At 38.3% G+C, this 17,002-nt stretch carries 17 protein-coding genes; 10 read left to right on the forward strand and 7 right to left on the reverse strand.

Translation table 11 applies throughout. From position 1 onward, the window contains the following. Window positions 1-34 precede the first annotated feature (34 nt). The 4 genes from ACPT8Q_RS01560 to ACPT8Q_RS01575 form a co-directional block, all read right to left on the reverse strand. A complete protein-coding gene (locus ACPT8Q_RS01560) occupies window positions 35-202 on the reverse strand; it encodes a hypothetical protein (RefSeq protein WP_171970165.1) in 168 nt (55 codons plus the stop codon). A gap of 265 nt (window positions 203-467) precedes the next feature. Continuing rightward, window positions 468-902 carry a D-aminoacyl-tRNA deacylase gene (dtd, locus tag ACPT8Q_RS01565; RefSeq protein WP_005658975.1) on the reverse strand — a complete coding sequence of 145 codons (435 nt, stop codon included), beginning with the start codon at window positions 900-902 and terminating at the stop codon, window positions 468-470. Continuing rightward, window positions 899-1,339 (reverse strand): FMN-binding protein MioC, encoded by a 441-nt coding sequence (gene mioC / locus ACPT8Q_RS01570; RefSeq protein ID WP_050948953.1) that lies wholly within the window; start codon window positions 1,337-1,339, stop codon window positions 899-901. Before mioC ends, dtd begins: the two co-directional genes overlap by 4 nt. A 97-nt stretch (window positions 1,340-1,436) precedes the next feature. After that, entirely contained in the window at window positions 1,437-1,655 is a 219-nt protein-coding gene (locus tag ACPT8Q_RS01575) for a cell division protein ZapB (RefSeq protein WP_005650820.1), read from the reverse strand. Window positions 1,656-1,816: 161 nt separating this feature from the next. Here ACPT8Q_RS01575 and glpX point away from each other — a divergent pair, with 161 nt between their 5' ends. Beyond that, complete coding sequence (gene glpX, locus ACPT8Q_RS01580; protein WP_050948954.1) at window positions 1,817-2,818, forward strand: class II fructose-bisphosphatase; 1,002 nt, start codon at window positions 1,817-1,819, stop codon at window positions 2,816-2,818. A 52-nt stretch (window positions 2,819-2,870) separates the two neighbouring features. On the opposite strand, the gene cydC is transcribed toward glpX, so the two are convergent. Both cydC and ACPT8Q_RS01590 read right to left on the reverse strand, forming a co-directional pair. Further along, window positions 2,871-4,529 (reverse strand): thiol reductant ABC exporter subunit CydC, encoded by a 1,659-nt coding sequence (cydC, locus tag ACPT8Q_RS01585; RefSeq protein WP_425622293.1) that lies wholly within the window; start codon window positions 4,527-4,529, stop codon window positions 2,871-2,873. Beyond that, the gene (locus ACPT8Q_RS01590; RefSeq protein ID WP_425622294.1) at window positions 4,522-6,267 is read right to left on the reverse strand and encodes an ABC transporter ATP-binding protein/permease; all 1,746 of its coding nucleotides are present in this window, start codon (window positions 6,265-6,267) and stop codon (window positions 4,522-4,524) included. Before ACPT8Q_RS01590 ends, cydC begins: the two co-directional genes overlap by 8 nt. A 368-nt stretch (window positions 6,268-6,635) precedes the next feature. Here ACPT8Q_RS01590 and ACPT8Q_RS01595 point away from each other — a divergent pair, with 368 nt between their 5' ends. The 6 genes from ACPT8Q_RS01595 (at window position 6,636) to ACPT8Q_RS01620 (ending at window position 14,214) form a co-directional block, all read left to right on the forward strand. Continuing rightward, window positions 6,636-9,632, forward strand: coding sequence for a TonB-dependent hemoglobin/transferrin/lactoferrin family receptor (locus ACPT8Q_RS01595; protein ID WP_425627537.1), 2,997 nt, complete (start codon window positions 6,636-6,638; stop codon window positions 9,630-9,632). A gap of 176 nt (window positions 9,633-9,808) precedes the next feature. Further along, on the forward strand, window positions 9,809-11,725 hold the full coding sequence (locus tag ACPT8Q_RS01600; RefSeq protein ID WP_050949050.1) for an ABC transporter ATP-binding protein: 1,917 nt from the start codon (window positions 9,809-9,811) through the stop codon (window positions 11,723-11,725). 9 nt (window positions 11,726-11,734) lie between these two features. Next, window positions 11,735-12,271, forward strand: a complete 537-nt coding sequence (locus ACPT8Q_RS01605; RefSeq protein ID WP_050949051.1) for a DNA topoisomerase family protein — start codon at window positions 11,735-11,737, stop codon at window positions 12,269-12,271. Between the two features lie 15 nt (window positions 12,272-12,286). Continuing rightward, window positions 12,287-12,838 (forward strand): Sua5/YciO/YrdC/YwlC family protein, encoded by a 552-nt coding sequence (locus ACPT8Q_RS01610; protein WP_050949052.1) that lies wholly within the window; start codon window positions 12,287-12,289, stop codon window positions 12,836-12,838. A gap of 3 nt (window positions 12,839-12,841) precedes the next feature. Continuing rightward, window positions 12,842-13,660 carry a shikimate dehydrogenase gene (aroE, locus tag ACPT8Q_RS01615; protein ID WP_050949053.1) on the forward strand — a complete coding sequence of 273 codons (819 nt, stop codon included), beginning with the start codon at window positions 12,842-12,844 and terminating at the stop codon, window positions 13,658-13,660. Further along, window positions 13,657-14,214, forward strand: coding sequence for a DNA-3-methyladenine glycosylase I (locus ACPT8Q_RS01620; RefSeq protein ID WP_050949054.1), 558 nt, complete (start codon window positions 13,657-13,659; stop codon window positions 14,212-14,214). Before aroE ends, ACPT8Q_RS01620 begins: the two co-directional genes overlap by 4 nt. Here the strand turns inward: ACPT8Q_RS01620 and ACPT8Q_RS01625 are convergent. After that, on the reverse strand, window positions 14,211-14,975 hold the full coding sequence (locus tag ACPT8Q_RS01625; RefSeq protein ID WP_050949055.1) for a glycosyltransferase family 2 protein: 765 nt from the start codon (window positions 14,973-14,975) through the stop codon (window positions 14,211-14,213). The genes ACPT8Q_RS01620 and ACPT8Q_RS01625 overlap by 4 nt on opposite strands. Window positions 14,976-15,037: 62 nt before the next feature. Between ACPT8Q_RS01625 and waaA the strand changes: the two genes are divergently transcribed. Genes waaA through ACPT8Q_RS01640 form a run of 3 tightly spaced genes read left to right on the forward strand, consistent with a single transcriptional unit; the run spans window position 15,038 to window position 16,997 of the window. After that, the gene (gene waaA / locus ACPT8Q_RS01630; RefSeq protein ID WP_050949056.1) at window positions 15,038-16,321 is read left to right on the forward strand and encodes a lipid IV(A) 3-deoxy-D-manno-octulosonic acid transferase; all 1,284 of its coding nucleotides are present in this window, start codon (window positions 15,038-15,040) and stop codon (window positions 16,319-16,321) included. Then, on the forward strand, window positions 16,318-16,788 hold the full coding sequence (coaD, locus tag ACPT8Q_RS01635; protein ID WP_050949057.1) for a pantetheine-phosphate adenylyltransferase: 471 nt from the start codon (window positions 16,318-16,320) through the stop codon (window positions 16,786-16,788). Before waaA ends, coaD begins: the two co-directional genes overlap by 4 nt. Next, entirely contained in the window at window positions 16,785-16,997 is a 213-nt protein-coding gene (locus tag ACPT8Q_RS01640) for a YceK/YidQ family lipoprotein (protein WP_005629976.1), read from the forward strand. Before coaD ends, ACPT8Q_RS01640 begins: the two co-directional genes overlap by 4 nt. Window positions 16,998-17,002 lie beyond the last annotated feature (5 nt).

The following is a 17,002-nucleotide window of genomic DNA, read 5'->3' on the forward strand; positions in this document are numbered from 1 at the left end:
CTTAAAAGTGCGGTGAAATTTTAAAAGAATTTCATCACAGTTTTAACCAAAGGAAAGGCATACCATATTCTTGTACTGTCAGTTTGTAGTTGATAATACAAACAATAAATGAAAAGGTTTCGGTGCAAGAAAGGAAGTTTGCGCCGTTTGGCATTGCACTGTGCAATTTGCCTATTGGGTTTGGTGGGCTGTTGTCTGACATTCCCGATTATCCCAAATCAGTGAAATAATAAGCGATTGCTCGTTATTATTAAGTGGTCATTGGTGAAAGGAAACGCCCATTTATAGGTGAGGGAGCAATGGAGGGCTTCAGTCCGCCTTTTTGCTTACCAACCTTGTTGTTAGGTAATATGTGGTTCATTATTAATTGATGGAATTTATACGTTTTAACAAGAATATTCCATTCACTAAACCATTTAATAAACAAATGTAAAACAGCGAGCTTATTACCAAATTCGATTTTCTTGTTATACATTTAACCAAAACGTCACAGGCCCATCATTTGTTAAGCTCACTTGCATATCCGCTGCAAATTGCCCTGTTGAAACAGGTAATTTCTCACCGCACTTTTGGATAAAATATTCATATAATTCATTAGCCAATGCTGGGGACGCACCTTTTGAAAAACTCGGGCGTAGACCTTTTTGTGTATCCGCCGCTAATGTAAATTGCGAAACGATAAGTAATTCCCCCAGTGCTTGTTGAACATTTAAATTCATTTTGTCATTGTCATCACTGAAAATTCGATAATTAAGCACTTTTTCAGCAAGTTTATCCGCTTTTTCTTGGTTATCTTCTTTTTCTACACCAAGCAAAACCAGTAAACCTTTGCCAATTTTCCCTATTGTTTCGCCATTTACATCCACTTTTGCTTGAGACACACGCTGAATTAGGGCAATCATTTCAATCCCTCAATAAAACTCGGTAACCATTCTTCAGCATAACTTTCTTGATCATCCACGTTTAACACGTCAATTTTTAAAGTCTCACAAATTTTGACCGCACTTTTTGCTTGAAGTGTTTGCTCCACTTGTTCCGCAGCATAGCAGAAAGTATCATAATCAGAATTACCTAATCCAACGACCGCAAAGCGAACATCTGAAAAATCCTTTTGGCTATCAACTAATTCATCAAATAGAGGTTTTAAATTATCTGGCAATTCGCCTGCACCATGCGTTGAAGTGACAATCAGCCAAATTTTCTCGTTTTCAATGTCAGATAAATTTGGTCCGTGAAAAAGTGCGGTGGAAAAACCTTGAGTTTCTAAAACATCGTTTAAATGCTCGGCAACATATTCCGCCCCACCTAAAGTGCTGCCTGAAAGAATACAAATGTGCATTTTATTATCCTATATTTATTTTCTTCTCAAAGAGAAAAGAAAATTATTGAGATGATTAAAATAAAAAGGCTTAGAAAATCTAAGCCTTTTACTACGATTAAACGTTATCAAACTTACCAAGTAATGAACGAATATGCTCTTGCCAATTACGATGTTCGTTTTTCAGCTGTTCATTTTCAGTTTGTAAGTTTTCGATATTTCTTTGAGATTCTGCGTTTTTCTCTTTTAATTCTTCAACTTCTAATTGAAGTAATTGGATAGTTTCTACCGCTTGTTTAATTTTTTCTTCAAGCTGGTCTAAAATTTCTAAAGACATAATGATTTCCTTTTAAATATGGGTAAGTTTAGGGGTATTTTACCCAGTAAATTTACCTTTTTAAAGCATTGAATAAAAATTTATTATGCAAACGATTACTCAGTGATAGAATGATGCTATTTTTGCCATAATCTTGAAAAATAAGCAGAAGGAGAATAATAATGAATCGAGCATTAGCCATTGAATTTTCACGAGTGACGGAAGCAGCCGCTCTAGCAGCTTACACGTGGCTTGGTCGAGGAGATAAAAATGCGGCAGACGATGCAGCGGTAAAAGCGATGCGTTATATGCTGAATTTGATCCATATGGACGCTGAAATCGTTATAGGTGAAGGCGAAATTGATGAAGCCCCAATGCTTTATATTGGCGAAAAAGTCGGCTCTGGCTTAGGGGAATTAGTTTCTATCGCAGTAGATCCTATTGATGGCACACGTATGACCGCAATGGGGCAATCTAATGCCATTTCTGTCTTGGCTGCAGGTGGCAAAAATACCTTTTTAAAAGCACCTGATATGTATATGGAAAAATTAGTGGTGGGTTCAAATGTAAAAGGCATAATTGATTTAAATTTACCACTAGAACAAAATCTTCGCCGCATCGCATCTAAACTAGGAAAATCCCTTTCTGACCTTACCGTAATGGTATTAGCAAAACCACGTCACGATGCCGTAATTAAACAAATACATAATTTGGGTGCGAAAGTATTGGCAATTCCTGATGGCGATGTAGCAGGTTCTGTACTTTGCTGCTTACCTGATGCTGAAGTCGATCTTCTTTATGGAATTGGTGGTGCGCCAGAAGGTGTGGCTGCAGCTGCAGCCATTCGAGCATTAGGTGGCGATATGCAAGCTCGTTTAATCCCACGCAATGAAGTAAAAGGCGACACCGAAGAAAATAAAAAAATTGCAGCTAATGAAATTCAGCGTTGTACAGCACTGGGCGTAAAAGTGAATGAAGTGTTAAAACTGGAAGATCTCGTGCGTGATGACAATCTTGTATTTACAGCAACAGGCATTACCAATGGCGATTTGCTTAAAGGTATCTCCCGCAAAGGCAATTTAGCCAATACTGAAACCATTTTAATTCAAGGAAAATCTCGTACAATTCGTAAAATTCAATCCATTCATTATTTGGATGACCTTTATAAAATTTTGAATATTTAGTATTAGAAACAAAAAAATCGCACCTTAACAGTGCGATTTTTGTTGTCTTAGTTTAGGACATTCTGCCGTTTTCTATGCCAATCACCTGATCACAAATTGCCATAGTGGATTGGCGATGGCTGACGAGAATAATCAATTTTTCAGCTTTAACATTGAGTAATGATTTCAAAATCATTGCTTCGTTTAAGCTATCCAAATTGCTGGTTGGCTCATCAAGCAAGATAATCGGGGCATTATGCAAGAATGCTCGTGCAATACCGATACGTTGTTTTTCTCCGTCAGAGAGATTGCCACCCAATTCGGTCATTTTTGTTTGATAGCCTTGTGGCAAACTCAAAATAAAATCATGAATTGAGGCTTTCTTCGCTGCTTCCATAATTTCTTCTAAGGTTGCATCACGGCGAGCAAGGCGAATATTTTCCTCAATAGTTTCGTTGAAAATATAGGTTTGCTGAGTAATGTATGCCATATTGTCACGCAAGCTACGAGTGTTAATATTCGGTAAAGTTTCGCCGTTAATTTTAATGCTACCTGATTTAGGATCGTAAAAACGCATAAGCAGTTTTAACAAAGTACTTTTACCGCTGCCGCTTCTGCCGTGAATACCTAAAATTTCGCCTTTTTTCACAGATAAGCTGACATCCGATAAAATTTGTTCTTCGCCGTAAGCGAAGTTTAGGTTCTCTACATCAATGCGAGAAACATCTTTTAAATCTACCGCACTTTCTACGTCTTTTAACTCTGGTTCTTCTGCTAACAAACTTAATACTCGTTCGCCAGAAGCCAAAGTTTGTAATAAGTTGCTTGAAAGGTTACTTAAGGCGATAACTGGCCCATAGCTCGACATTAATAAAATAACGCCGATTAAAAAGGCAGCGAAATCAATTTTATCTAAGCTAAACAAAATTAAGCCAGTAAACAGCATAATGATGTTGAAAACAGATACTGCCACTTCAGTATAAACACGTACTTTTGCTTCTTGGTCTTTAATACGTTCAAAAGCTGTATCGATTTTTTGGCTGCGTTGTTGAATTTCATCTAAGCGTTGTTTTGCATAACCAAAAAGCTGAATTTCTTTCATACCACGCACGCTGTCGAGGAAGAAATCATTCATTTCGCCCACTAATTCACGATAACGTCTGCCATCTTCACGTGCCAATTTGGTCGTGATAATCGGTAAAATCACGCCCACAGTTAAATAAGCGGCCAATGCCACAAGCACAAACCAACCTGAAAGATGCGCAAAGACCAACAATAAAATCGCAGAAGTAAAAAACGCAATCATAATTGGTGCAATAGTGTGTGCATAAAATACTTCGAGCAATTCAATATCATTGGTTACTAATGACACTAATTGCCCTGCTTGTTTATCTTGCAACTTCACAAAAGCCAAACGACGCAAAGAAGAAAACACTTTGTCACGCAATAATGCAAGTAATTTAAAAGCAATATAATGCCCAGACATTTGCTCTAAATAACGCAATACGCCACGAGCCACCGCCAATACGATAAGTGCGGTCAAAATGCCAGAGAAACTTAAATGAGTGTCAAAGTTTAAGAGATTTACTAACCCCATTGCACCAAACACCATAATAAAGATGGCAGCAAGGAAACCGAGCGTCCCCATAGTAATGGTAAACGCCATAATGTGTGCAAGTGGAGTCACTAATTTCAACAAATGCCCCATTACAACAAAACCATTTTTACGCATTTGCCACCTCTCTAATTTGTTCTAAATCTTTTTGTTGTTGGAACATTTCAGCATACGCACCTTGTTTTGCCATTAAGCTTTCGTGTGTGCCTTGCTCAATCAATTTGCCTTGGTCAAGTACGTTAATACAGTCGGCATTTACCGCATTTGCCAAGCGGTGGGAAATCATCACAATGGTTTTTTGTTGTTTAAATTGTTGAATGAACTGCAAAATAATTTCTTCGCTTTCCACATCAATATTACTGGTCGCTTCATCAAAAATATAAAGCTCGGCATTGTGCAATAAAGCACGGGCTAAGGCTAAACGTTGAATCTGACCACCCGATAAATTTGTGCCACGGCTTAACAGCTGCATATCTAATCCACCATTTTCGCGTACAAATTGGGCGAGATTCACTTGTTCTAAACACGCATAAATTTGCTCGTCTGTAGCATCAATTTTCGCCATTGTCATATTTTCACGCAGCGAGCCTTTAAACACATAACTGCTATGGCTTACTAATGATACTTTTTGATAGAAAGAAGTACGGTCAATATTGAGGGCGTTTTGTCCATTAAACAAAATCTCACCTTGTTGCGCTTGATTAAAGCCCATCAACAACGAAACTAAGGTCGATTTACCGCAACCACTTTTACCCACAAATACCGTAAGCTGATTTGGTAAAATACTCAAATCTAAACCTGTAATTGCTGGTTTTTCTTCACTATAAGAAAAATGCAGATCTTTAATTTCCACTTGAACGTTATTTTTGGCTTCAAAATCCACCGCACTTTGTTGGGTTTCCACTGGCGTATCAAGTAATGTGAAAATCTTATCTGAAGCCGCTTTGCCATTCATCGCCACATGGAAGAATGAACCAAGCAAACGAAGGGGAATAAAGAACTCGGAGGAAAGTAGAATAAATAAAATCACGCCTAACACGCTGAGTTGTGCATTTTGGAATTGCAATAGTGCGGTTAAAATCCCGATAGCTGCGCCACCATAAGCGAGTAAATCCATCAGTGATACCGAGTTAAGCTGCATAGTAAGTACTTTCATGGTAATTTTGCGGAAATGCTCAGCCTCTTTATCCATCGCTTTCGCTTTATAAGTATCGTCTTGATAGATTTTTAGCGTAATTAAACCCTGCAAGTTATCTAAAAAGCTGCTGCCTAATCCCACATAAATCGACCAATATTTTGCCAAAAGTTTTTTCGCAATTTTATTTACCGCAATAATCGACATAGGGATAAGCGGAACACAAATCAACAAAATCACGGCAGTTTTAAAACTGAAAAAAATCAAGAAAACAAAAAGAGTAAGCGGTGCAAGCAAGCTATAAAAAAGCTGCGGCAAATAACGCCCAAAGTAAATTTCAAGCTGTTCCACACCTTCTGATGCCACTTGAATAATGCTTGAAGTGGATTGCTGGTTCACTTGGTTAAGCGGCATAGAAGCCAATTTACGATAGATAAGGCTACGCAATTCATGCTTCACTTTTGTGCTGGCAAAATAAGACGCCTGCACCGATTTTTTCCCTGCAAAAGCACGCAATGCCAATGCTGCAATCAAAACGATGCCCAAAATGACCGCACTTAACAGGCTCAATTCGTGAAAATAAGCCGCCTGTAAAATATAAGAAAACACGACGGCACTAATAATCCCGCCAACTAACGCCACCCAATTCCACAACACCGTGACGCCAATCCATTTTTTGCTATCAGCCACCGTGTTAATTAGGCGTTTATCTATCATCATAATGATTACTCCTAAAATAAAAAGAAGTACGCATAGAAAGAATTATGCGTACTTAACGTAGGGTGGGCTTCAGCCCACCAAAATATCTTACGATTGTTTGATGGTGGGCTGAAGCCCACCCTACAACTACTGAAGCCCACCAAAATATCTCACGATTGTTTGTTGGTGGGCTGAAGCCCACCCTACAATTACTAATATCAACAATCAACGGCTCGCATTATAGGAAACAAGCACCTTTAAATACAGAAAATAATGAGAATAATTTTTACTTCTTGATTTTGATCAAAAATACACTTTTAGTATTGTGAGAAAATACTTTCTCCTATAATATATTTGAGAATTATTATTATTTTTTTATGGGATTAAATATGACCAATTTTAGATTAAACGTGCTTGCCTATTCCGTTATGCTTGGGCTAACGGCAGGTGTTGCTTATGCAGCTCAACCAACCAACCAACCAACCAACCAACCAACCAACCAACCAACCAACCAACCAACCAACCAACCAACCAACCAACCAACCAACCAACCAACCAACCAACCAACCAACCAAAATAGTAATGTTTCTGAACAACTAGAGCAAATTAATGTATCTGGTTCTACCGAAAATACTGATACGAAAACCCCGCCAAAAATTGCTGAAACGGTAAAAACGGCTAAAACGCTGGAAAGAGAACAAGCAAACAATATTAAAGACATCGTTAAATATGAGACGGGCGTTACTGTTGTTGAAGCTGGGCGTTTTGGGCAAAGCGGTTTTGCCATTCGTGGTGTAGATGAAAACCGTGTAGCGATTAATATTGATGGATTACGTCAAGCTGAAACCCTATCTTCTCAAGGCTTTAAAGAGCTTTTTGAGGGTTATGGTAACTTCAATAATACGCGTAATGGTGCAGAAATTGAAACTTTAAAAGAAGTAAATATTACAAAAGGGGCAAATTCAATCAAAAGTGGTAGTGGTTCCTTAGGTGGATCTGTAATTTATAAAACAAAAGATGCGAGAGATTATCTCCTTAACAAGGATTACTATGTAAGCTACAAAAAGGGATACGCTACAGAAAATAATCAATCATTCAATACGCTGACTCTTGCAGGACGTTATAAAAAGTTTGATGCCTTAGTGGTTACAACAAGCAGAAATGGACACGAACTTGAAAACTATGATTACAAAAATGCAGATAGCCTTACTCAAGGTAAAAAAAGAGAAAAAGCAGACCCATACAAAATTGAGCAAGACAGTACATTATTAAAATTATCTTTCAATCCTACTGAAAATCATCGTTTTACCCTTGCAGCAGATTTATATGAACATCGTTCTCGTGGGCAAGATTTATCCTATACATTAAAATATCAACGTAGTGGTCATGAAGAACCTGAAGTTGATTCTAGACACACCAATGATAAAACAAAGAGACGTAATATTTCATTTAGTTATGAAAATTTCTCTCAAACTCCATTTTGGGATACATTAAAACTCACTTATTCTGATCAACGTATTAAAACTCGTGCACGCACAGATGAGTATTGTGATGCAGGTGTAAGATATTGTGAGGGAACTGCAAATCCTGCGGGACTAAAATTAACAAATGGGAAAATAACACGTCGAGATGGTTCAGAACTTAAATTTAAAGAAAAAAGTGCGGGAGCTAACGGAGCTGAAAAAACCTATGACTTCGATACATTTATTGATACTAATAATCAAGAAATAGTAGGTAAACTAACCCGAAAGAGATCCTCTGAGACTTGGTATGATTGTTCAATATTTGATTGTAAAAATAAAATCAAAGTTTTTAAAGGTAAAAGACCTTATGGCCATGAAGGAACATGGGAAGAAGTTGAACTTGAAAAAAAAGAAATAAATGGCAAAACATTCGCTACAATAAAGGATAAGGGTAGTTATTATAATCCAATACAGTCTATTTTTCCTTATTCACCGGGTTATTTAGACCGCCTCTGGCAAGAGCGAGATTTAGACACCAACACCCAGCAATTAAATTTAGATTTAACCAAAGACTTCAAAACTTGGCGTGTTGAACATAATCTACAATATGGTAGCTCATATAATACAACGATGAAGCGAATGGTTAATCGTGCTGGTAATGATGCCACTGATGTTCAGTGGTGGGCAACGCCTACACTTGGAGAGACTGCAACTTGTGCATATTCTTATAATGCTAACCTTTGCCCTCGAGTTGATCCTGAATTTTCTTACTTATTACCCATTAAAACAACAGGAAAATCAGTCTATCTCTTTGATAATGTTGTTATAACTGATTATTTATCTTTTGATTTGGGTTATCGTTATGACAATATCCATTATCAACCAAAATATAAACACGGCGTTACACCGAAATTACCTGATGATATTGTGAAAGGATTATTTATTCCATTACCAGAGAATTCAAGTAGTGATAAAGTAAAAGAAAACGTACAACAAAATATTGACTATATCGCTAAACAAAACAAAAAATATAAAGCACATTCTTACAGTTTTGCTTCAACGATTGATCCAACGAGTTTTCTTCGTTTACAACTAAAATATTCAAAAGGTTTTAGAGCACCAACTTCAGATGAAATGTATTTTACCTTTAAACATCCTGATTTCACTATTTTGCCAAATACTAATCTAAAACCAGAGATAGCAAAAACAAAAGAAATTGCTTTTACATTACATAATGATGATTGGGGTTTTATCTCCACAAGTCTATTTAAAACCAACTATAAAAACTTTATCGACCTAATATTTAAAGGAGAAAAAGATTTTGCAGTAGGCGGTAGTGGTGGAGGTCGCTCATTATCATTTTCTCTTTATCAAAATATTAATAGAGATAGTGCGGTAGTAAAAGGAATAGAAATTAATTCAAAAGTATTCCTTGGTAAAATGGCAAAATTTATGGATGGATTTAACCTAAGCTATAAATATACCTATCAAAAAGGAAGAATGGATGGCAATATTCCTATGAATGCAATTCAGCCTAAAACGATGGTGTATGGCTTAGGCTATGACCACCCAAGCCAAAAATTTGGATTTAATTTCTACACTACCCACGTAGCCACTAAAAATCCAGAAGATACTTATGATATTTATGCGAAAGATAAAAACCAAACCGACACTAGCATAAAATGGCGCAGTAAATCTTATACTATTCTAGATTTAATTGGATATGTGCAACCAATTAAAAACTTAACCATAAGAGCTGGCGTATATAATCTTACAAACCGTAAATACATCACTTGGGATTCTGCGCGTTCAATTCGTTCATTTGGAACAAGTAATGTTATAGATCAATCAACAGGATTAGGCATTAACCGTTTCTACGCCCCAGGTAGAAATTATAAAATGTCAGTTCAGTTTGAATTTTAAACCTGTCTAAAATCAAAAGTGCGGTAAATTTTTACCGCACTTTTTCATTATGCACAATACGGATAACACGTATTCCAATACAATCCCCTCAATTAATTCAAGCATAAATAAAAACAAATTTTGTATATTGTAAATAATATTGCAAAATAGCCTCAAATTAAGACCTATGTAGAAAAATGATTATATTTAGTAACTTATCCTTAAAACGAGGGCAAACGGAACTTCTCGAAAATGCGTCTGCTACGATTAATCCCAAGCAAAAAGTCGGTTTGGTGGGGAAGAATGGTTGTGGAAAATCTTCGCTTTTTGCCTTATTAAAAAAAGAATTAACGCCAGAGGGGGGCGAGGTAAATTACCCATCAAATTGGCGAGTATCTTGGGTAAATCAAGAAACACCTGCATTGGATATTTCTGCGATTGATTATGTGATTCAAGGGGATCGTGAATATTGCCGTTTGCAACAAGAGCTTGAACAAGCAAATGAACGCAATGACGGTAACGCCATTGCGCGTATTCATGGGCAATTAGAAATGTTGGATGCGTGGACAATTCAATCTCGTGCCGCTTCGTTATTGAATGGTTTAGGATTTAGTCAAGAAGAAACAACTCAGCCAGTGAAAGCCTTTTCGGGCGGTTGGCGGATGCGTTTGAATTTGGCACAAGCTCTGCTTTGTCCATCAGATTTATTGTTACTTGATGAACCGACCAACCATTTGGATTTGGATGCGGTTATTTGGTTGGAGCGTTGGCTAGTGCAATATCAAGGCACTTTGGTATTAATTTCTCACGACCGTGATTTTCTCGATCCGATTGTGACAAAAATCCTCCATATCGAAAATCAGAAGCTCAACGAATACACGGGCGATTATTCTTCCTTTGAAGTGCAACGAGCGACTAAACTGGCACAACAAACAGCGATGTATCGTCAGCAACAACAAAAGATTTCCCATTTACAAAAATATATTGATCGCTTTAAAGCCAAAGCCACCAAAGCCAAACAGGCACAAAGCCGTATGAAAGCATTGGAAAGAATGGAGCTGATTGCGCCTGCTTATGTGGATAACCCTTTTACCTTTGAATTTCGTCCACCACAATCCTTGCCAAATCCCTTAGTAATGATTGAGCAAGCGAGTGCAGGTTACGGCATTGGAGAAAGTGCGGTAGAAATTTTAAGTAAAATTAAACTGAATTTGGTGCCAGGTTCGCGGATTGGTTTGCTCGGTAAAAATGGTGCGGGAAAATCAACCTTAATTAAATTATTAGCGGGAGAACTGACCGCACTTTCAGGCACCGTGCAGTTGTCAAAAGGCGTGCAGCTTGGCTATTTTGCTCAGCATCAATTAGATACTTTACGCGCAGACGAATCCGCCCTGTGGCATATGCAAAAACTCGCACCAGAGCAAACGGAGCAACAAGTTAGGGATTATTTGGGCAGTTTTGCGTTCCACGGCGATAAAGTAAATCAAGCAGTGAAATCCTTTTCTGGTGGAGAAAAAGCCCGCTTGGTGTTGGCTTTGATTGTTTGGCAACGACCGAATTTGCTATTACTTGATGAACCGACTAACCATTTGGATTTGGATATGCGTCAGGCATTAACGGAAGCGCTGGTGGATTACGAAGGTTCTTTGGTGGTGGTGTCGCACGATCGTCATTTATTACGCAATACCGTGGAAGAATTTTATTTAGTTCACGATAAAAAAGTGGAAGAATTTAAAGGCGATTTAGAAGACTATCAAAAATGGCTGAATGAACAAAACAGTACGTCTGAAAATAAAGTTTCAGAAAAAGTGGGCGATAATGAAAATTCGGTTCAAAATCGTAAGGAACAAAAACGCCGTGAAGCAGAGTTACGCCAACAAACTGCACCATTACGTAAAAAAATCACGCAATTAGAAGAAAAAATGAATAAATTTTCTTCTGAGCTTGCGAACATAGAAAATCAACTGGCAGATGCCGAATTATATAATGCCGAAAATAAAGAAAAATTGACCGCACTTTTGGCTCAACAAGTGGATGTGAAGAAAGCATTGGATGATGTAGAAATGGAATGGATGACCGCACAGGAAGAATTGGAAGAAATGCTTCAAGCATAAGGATAGATTATGAATCAAAGCCTTTTTCATCATAGCAAACAACAGGAATATTGCCCTCAATGTGGCGCACCTTTGCAAATTAAACAAGGCAAAAAAGGGCTATTTTTAGGTTGCTCTGCTTATCCTGAATGTGATTATTTGCGTCCTTTGCAACGATCGGAGCATAAAGTATTAAAAACACTTGATGAAATTTGCCCGAAGTGCGGTAATTTATTGCAGTTGAAACAAGGCAGTTTTGGGATGTTTATTGGTTGTAGCCATTATCCTGAATGCGATTTTGTGGTGCGAGAAGAATCTGAGACTGAGGAAAAAATTGCTTGTCCTGAATGTAAAACGGGGCATTTGATTTCTCGTCGGGGTCGCCAAGGAAAAATTTTTTACGGCTGTGATAATTTCCCTAAATGTAAATTTTCTTTGCCTGCCAAACCTTACATCGTGCCTTGCCCAACCTGCCATTTCCCACTTTCTTTGTTAAAAAGTGAAGATGGGGAAAAACAAATTTTCCAGTGTGCAAATAAAACTTGCCGTCATATTTTTGAGCAATAAAAGTAAAAGAGTGAAATGAATAGAGAACAAATCGCCGAGGCACTTCGACAAAATCAAGTGGTCGCTTATCCCACTGAAGCTGTGTTTGGCTTGGGCTGTAATCCGCAAAGTGAAAGTGCGGTAAAAAAATTACTTGATTTAAAGCAACGCCCAGTGGAAAAAGGGCTGATTTTAGTGGCACCTAGCTTGGATTTTTTCCGTCCTTTTGTTGATTTTGAGCTGATTAACGATGAGCAGCTTTCTCGCCTGCAAGGTAAATATGAACGTCCAACGACTTGGATTGTGCCAGCTAAATCGACAACCTCGCATTTTCTCACAGGCAAATTTGATAGCATCGCAGTACGTTTGTGCGATCACTCGTCTGTGAAAGCCTTGTGTGAACTCGTGGGGTTTGCATTAACTTCAACGAGCGCAAATCTGACAGGAGAGCCACCTTGTCGCATCGCCGATGAAGTGCGGTTACAATTCGGTGCAGATTTTCCAGTATTAGATGAAACTGTGGGAGATGCACGCAATCCATCTGAAATTCGAGACTTACGTACAAATCAACTTTTTAGACAGGGATAATTTATGGATCTTTATGCCGTGTGGGGCAACCCGATTGTGCAAAGTAAATCGCCGTTGATTCAAAATAAGTTAGCAGCGCAAACCCATCAAACTATGGAATACATCGCAAAATTAGGCAATCTTGATTCTTTTGAACAACAGCTTTTGGCATTTTTTGAGGAGGGTGCGAAAGGTTGCAATATTACTTCGCCTTTTAAAGAACGTGCCTATCAACTGGCAGACGAATATAGCCAACGAGCCAAATTGGCGGAATCCTGTAATACGCTCAAAAAACTCGATGATGGAAAACTTTATGCGGATAACACTGATGGGATTGGCTTAGCGACGGATTTACAACGTTTAAATTGGCTTCATCCAAATCAACGCATATTAATTCTAGGAGCAGGCGGAGCGACAAAAGGCGTATTATTGCCACTTTTGCAAGCTCAACAAAATATTGTGCTTGCCAACCGCACTTTTTCCAAAGCCAAAGAATTAGCTGAAAGATTTCAGCCTTACGGCAATATTCAAGCAGCCTCAATGGATTCTATTCCACTACAAACTTATGATGTAGTGATTAATGCAACTTCCGCCGGATTAAGTGGTGGAATTGCCCCAGTTGATGCTGAAATTTTAAAATTGGGTTCAGCTTTTTACGATATGCAATATGCCAAAGGTGCAGATACACCATTTATCGCATTATGCAAAAGTTTGGGTTTAACCAATGTTAGTGATGGCTTTGGAATGCTGGTCGCACAAGCTGCACATTCTTTCCATTTATGGCGAGGCGTAATGCCAAATTTTGTCGCGGTTTATGAACAGCTTAAAAAGGCGATGTTATGATTACTCGATGCCCTTGGGTTGGCGAACAACCTATTTATATTGATTATCATGATAAGGAATGGGGAAAGCCTGAATTCGACAGCCAAAAGCTATTTGAAAAAATTTGTTTGGAAGGGCAGCAAGCAGGGCTTTCGTGGATTACGGTTTTGAAAAAACGTGAATCTTACCGTGTAGCCTTTCATCAATTTGATCCGAAAAAAATCGCAACAATGACCGCACTTGATATTGATGATTGTATGAAAAATGCAGGATTAATTCGCCATCGAGCCAAGTTAGAAGCCATTGTCAAAAATGCGAAAGCTTATTTAGAGATGGAAAAGTGCGGTGAAAATTTCAGTGATTTTATTTGGTCATTTGTCAATCATAAACCGATTGTTAATGATGTGCCTGATTTACGAACTGTACCAGCTAAAACAGAAGCATCTAAAGCACTTTCTAAAGCCTTAAAAAAACGTGGTTTCGTCTTTGTTGGCGAAACCACGTGTTATGCGTTTATGCAGTCTATGGGATTAGTGGACGATCATTTAAATGATTGTCCTTGCAAAACTCGCTAGTGTTTATGCTGATCTCGCTCCCATAAATCGGCGTATTTTACAAAGGTTGAATGCGCTGATAACACCGCTAATAAAAATCCTTGTTTACCATCTAAAAAACCTGCTTTTAACAAATACATTTTCACAAAACAACCGAGCGCGTGGGTAATTCCTTGCCAAAGTGTGGCTTTTTTTCCTTTAGCTTGGCGTTGGTCTGCCCATGCTTTTGCATAACCTGCGGATTTCACTAGATAATGATGGATGCTTTTATAAGTGAAATGCTCTAAATCCCCTGTTAATTTTTCTACTTTTGTGCCAGCTGGAAATTCCACTTTTTCATGTACAAGTGAGTCGTTATATTGCGCATAGTTTGTGCGATAGAGGCGAACCACATAATCGGGATACCAGCCTGAATGGCGAATTTCACGTCCAAATACTTCACTGACTCGTGGAATTTCATAAACGGTATTTTCTCGATTATTTTTGACCGCACTTAAAATAGCCTGTTGTAGCTTGGGGGTAACGCGTTCGTCTGCATCTAACCAAAGTACATAATCACTGGTTACATATTGTTGGGCTAATTGGCGTTGTCTTCCAAACCCTTGCCAGTCTCTATTTTCATAGAATTTCGCCCCATAACTGAGTGCAATTTCTTTGGTGTTATCTGTACTGCCAGAATCTAGAATAATAATTTCATCCACCCAATCTTTTACAGTGTCTAAGCAATTGGCGAGGTCTTGTGCTTCATTTTTTACAATCATTGCAACGCTAATTGTAGGCATATTTTCAATCCTTTTTTTGCTATACTAGCCGAAATTTTTTCAAGTATAACCGAATTTCATTTATGTGGCGTTTTTTTTATACCAGCTTGCTTTTAATTTGCCAGCCGTTGATATTGTGTTTTATTGGCTTGCTCAGTGTTAAATCTCCACGTTATCGTCAGCGTTTGGCTGAACGTTATGGTTTTTATGGCAATGCGTCTTGCCCACCACCACAAGGGATCTTTATCCACGCAGCCTCCGTAGGAGAAGTGATTGCTGCGACACCGCTAGTTCGCCAATTACAACAAGATTATCCGCATTTATCCATTACTTTTACAACTTTTACTCCCACAGGTTCAGAACGCGTAAAAGCCACTTTTGGAAACAGCGTTTTTCATTATTATCTCCCCTTTGATTTGCCTTTTTCGATCCATCGTTTTATTAATTTTGTACAACCTAAATTATGTATCGTGATGGAAACAGAACTTTGGCCTAATCTTATTCATCAATTATTTTTACGCAATATCCCATTTGTCATCGCTAATGCTCGTTTATCCGCACGTTCTGCACATCGTTACGGAAAAATAAAAGCGCGCTTACAAACAATGTGGTCGCAAATTAGTTTGATTGCAGCACAGGATCATATTAGCGGAAAACGCTATGCCACTTTGGGCTATCCAAAGGAAAAATTGAATATCACGGGCAATATTAAATATGATCTCTCGATCACTGATGAATTACGTGAAAAGATTGATGATTTACGATCTCTTTGGGTAAAAAATCGTCCAATTTGGATTGCAGCCAGTACGCATAACGGAGAAGATGAAATCATTTTAAAATCTCACCGCGCTTTGTTAGCAAAATACCCAAATTTATTGTTATTGCTCGTTCCTCGCCATCCAGAGCGTTTTAATATGGTGGCTGATTTACTCAAAAAGGAAAAATTCCAATTTATTCGCCGTTCTACAAATGAGTTACCAAATGAAAATACCCAAGTAATTTTGGGCGATAGTATGGGCGAACTTATGTTGATGTATGGCGTTTCTGATATTGCTTTTGTGGGGGGAAGCCTTGTGAAACATGGGGGGCATAATCCTTTAGAACCTCTTGCATTTAAAATGCCAGTGATTACTGGCAAGCATACTTTCAATTTCCCCGAGATATTTCGAATGCTGGTGGAAGTGCAAGGTGTGTTGGAAGTTAATTCAACCGCAGATTCCTTAGAACGCGCGGTAGAAGCCTTATTAAATTCAAAAGAGGCTAGCGAACGTTTAGGCAATGCAGGCTATGAAGTGCTGATGGAAAACCGAGGGGCATTACAGCGTTTGTTAGATTTATTAAAACCTTATTTGGAGCGTAATGTATGACGAGCGTGATTTATCCTGGCACTTTTGACCCGATTACAAACGGTCATTTAGATATAATTGAAAGAAGTGCGGTGATTTTTCCTCGTGTTTTAGTGGCGGTGGCAAATAGTCCAAGCAAAAAAACACTATTTTCTTTGGAGGAACGTGTAGAGCTTGTGCGTCAATCTGTTGCGCATTTATCCAATGTTGAGGTGTTTGGCTTTTCTGATTTGTTAGCCAATGTGATTAAACAGCACAATATTTCTGCCATTATTCGCGGCGTACGCACGACAACCGATTTTGAATATGAACTTCAATTGGCGGCACTGAATCGTTTACTCACAAAAGGCACAGATAGTCTGTTTTTCCCACCAGTAGAAAAATGGGCGTTTGTTTCTTCCACCATTGTACGTGAAATTTATTTACATGGCGGCGATGTCGCTGAGCTAGTTCCTGTGCCAGTATTCAATGCGTTAAAAGCACGATGATAAAAACCTTTATTTTTTTAACCGCACTTATCGTTTTGTCTGGTTGTGGTTCCGTGGTTAAACTTATCGATCCAACAGAAAAATATACCGCCTATGCAGGGGCGGCTTATGATCTTGAAATGGCTCAACAATGGGGATTGCCAATCTTAGATTTGCCCCTCTCATTTTTATTAGACACCGTATTACTGCCCTATGCGTGGGCTCAATAATTCTT

It is taken from the genome of Haemophilus sp. HN_Hi10 (assembly GCF_049821985.1).
Taxonomy (GTDB): Bacteria; Pseudomonadota; Gammaproteobacteria; order Enterobacterales; family Pasteurellaceae; genus Haemophilus; species Haemophilus influenzae_D.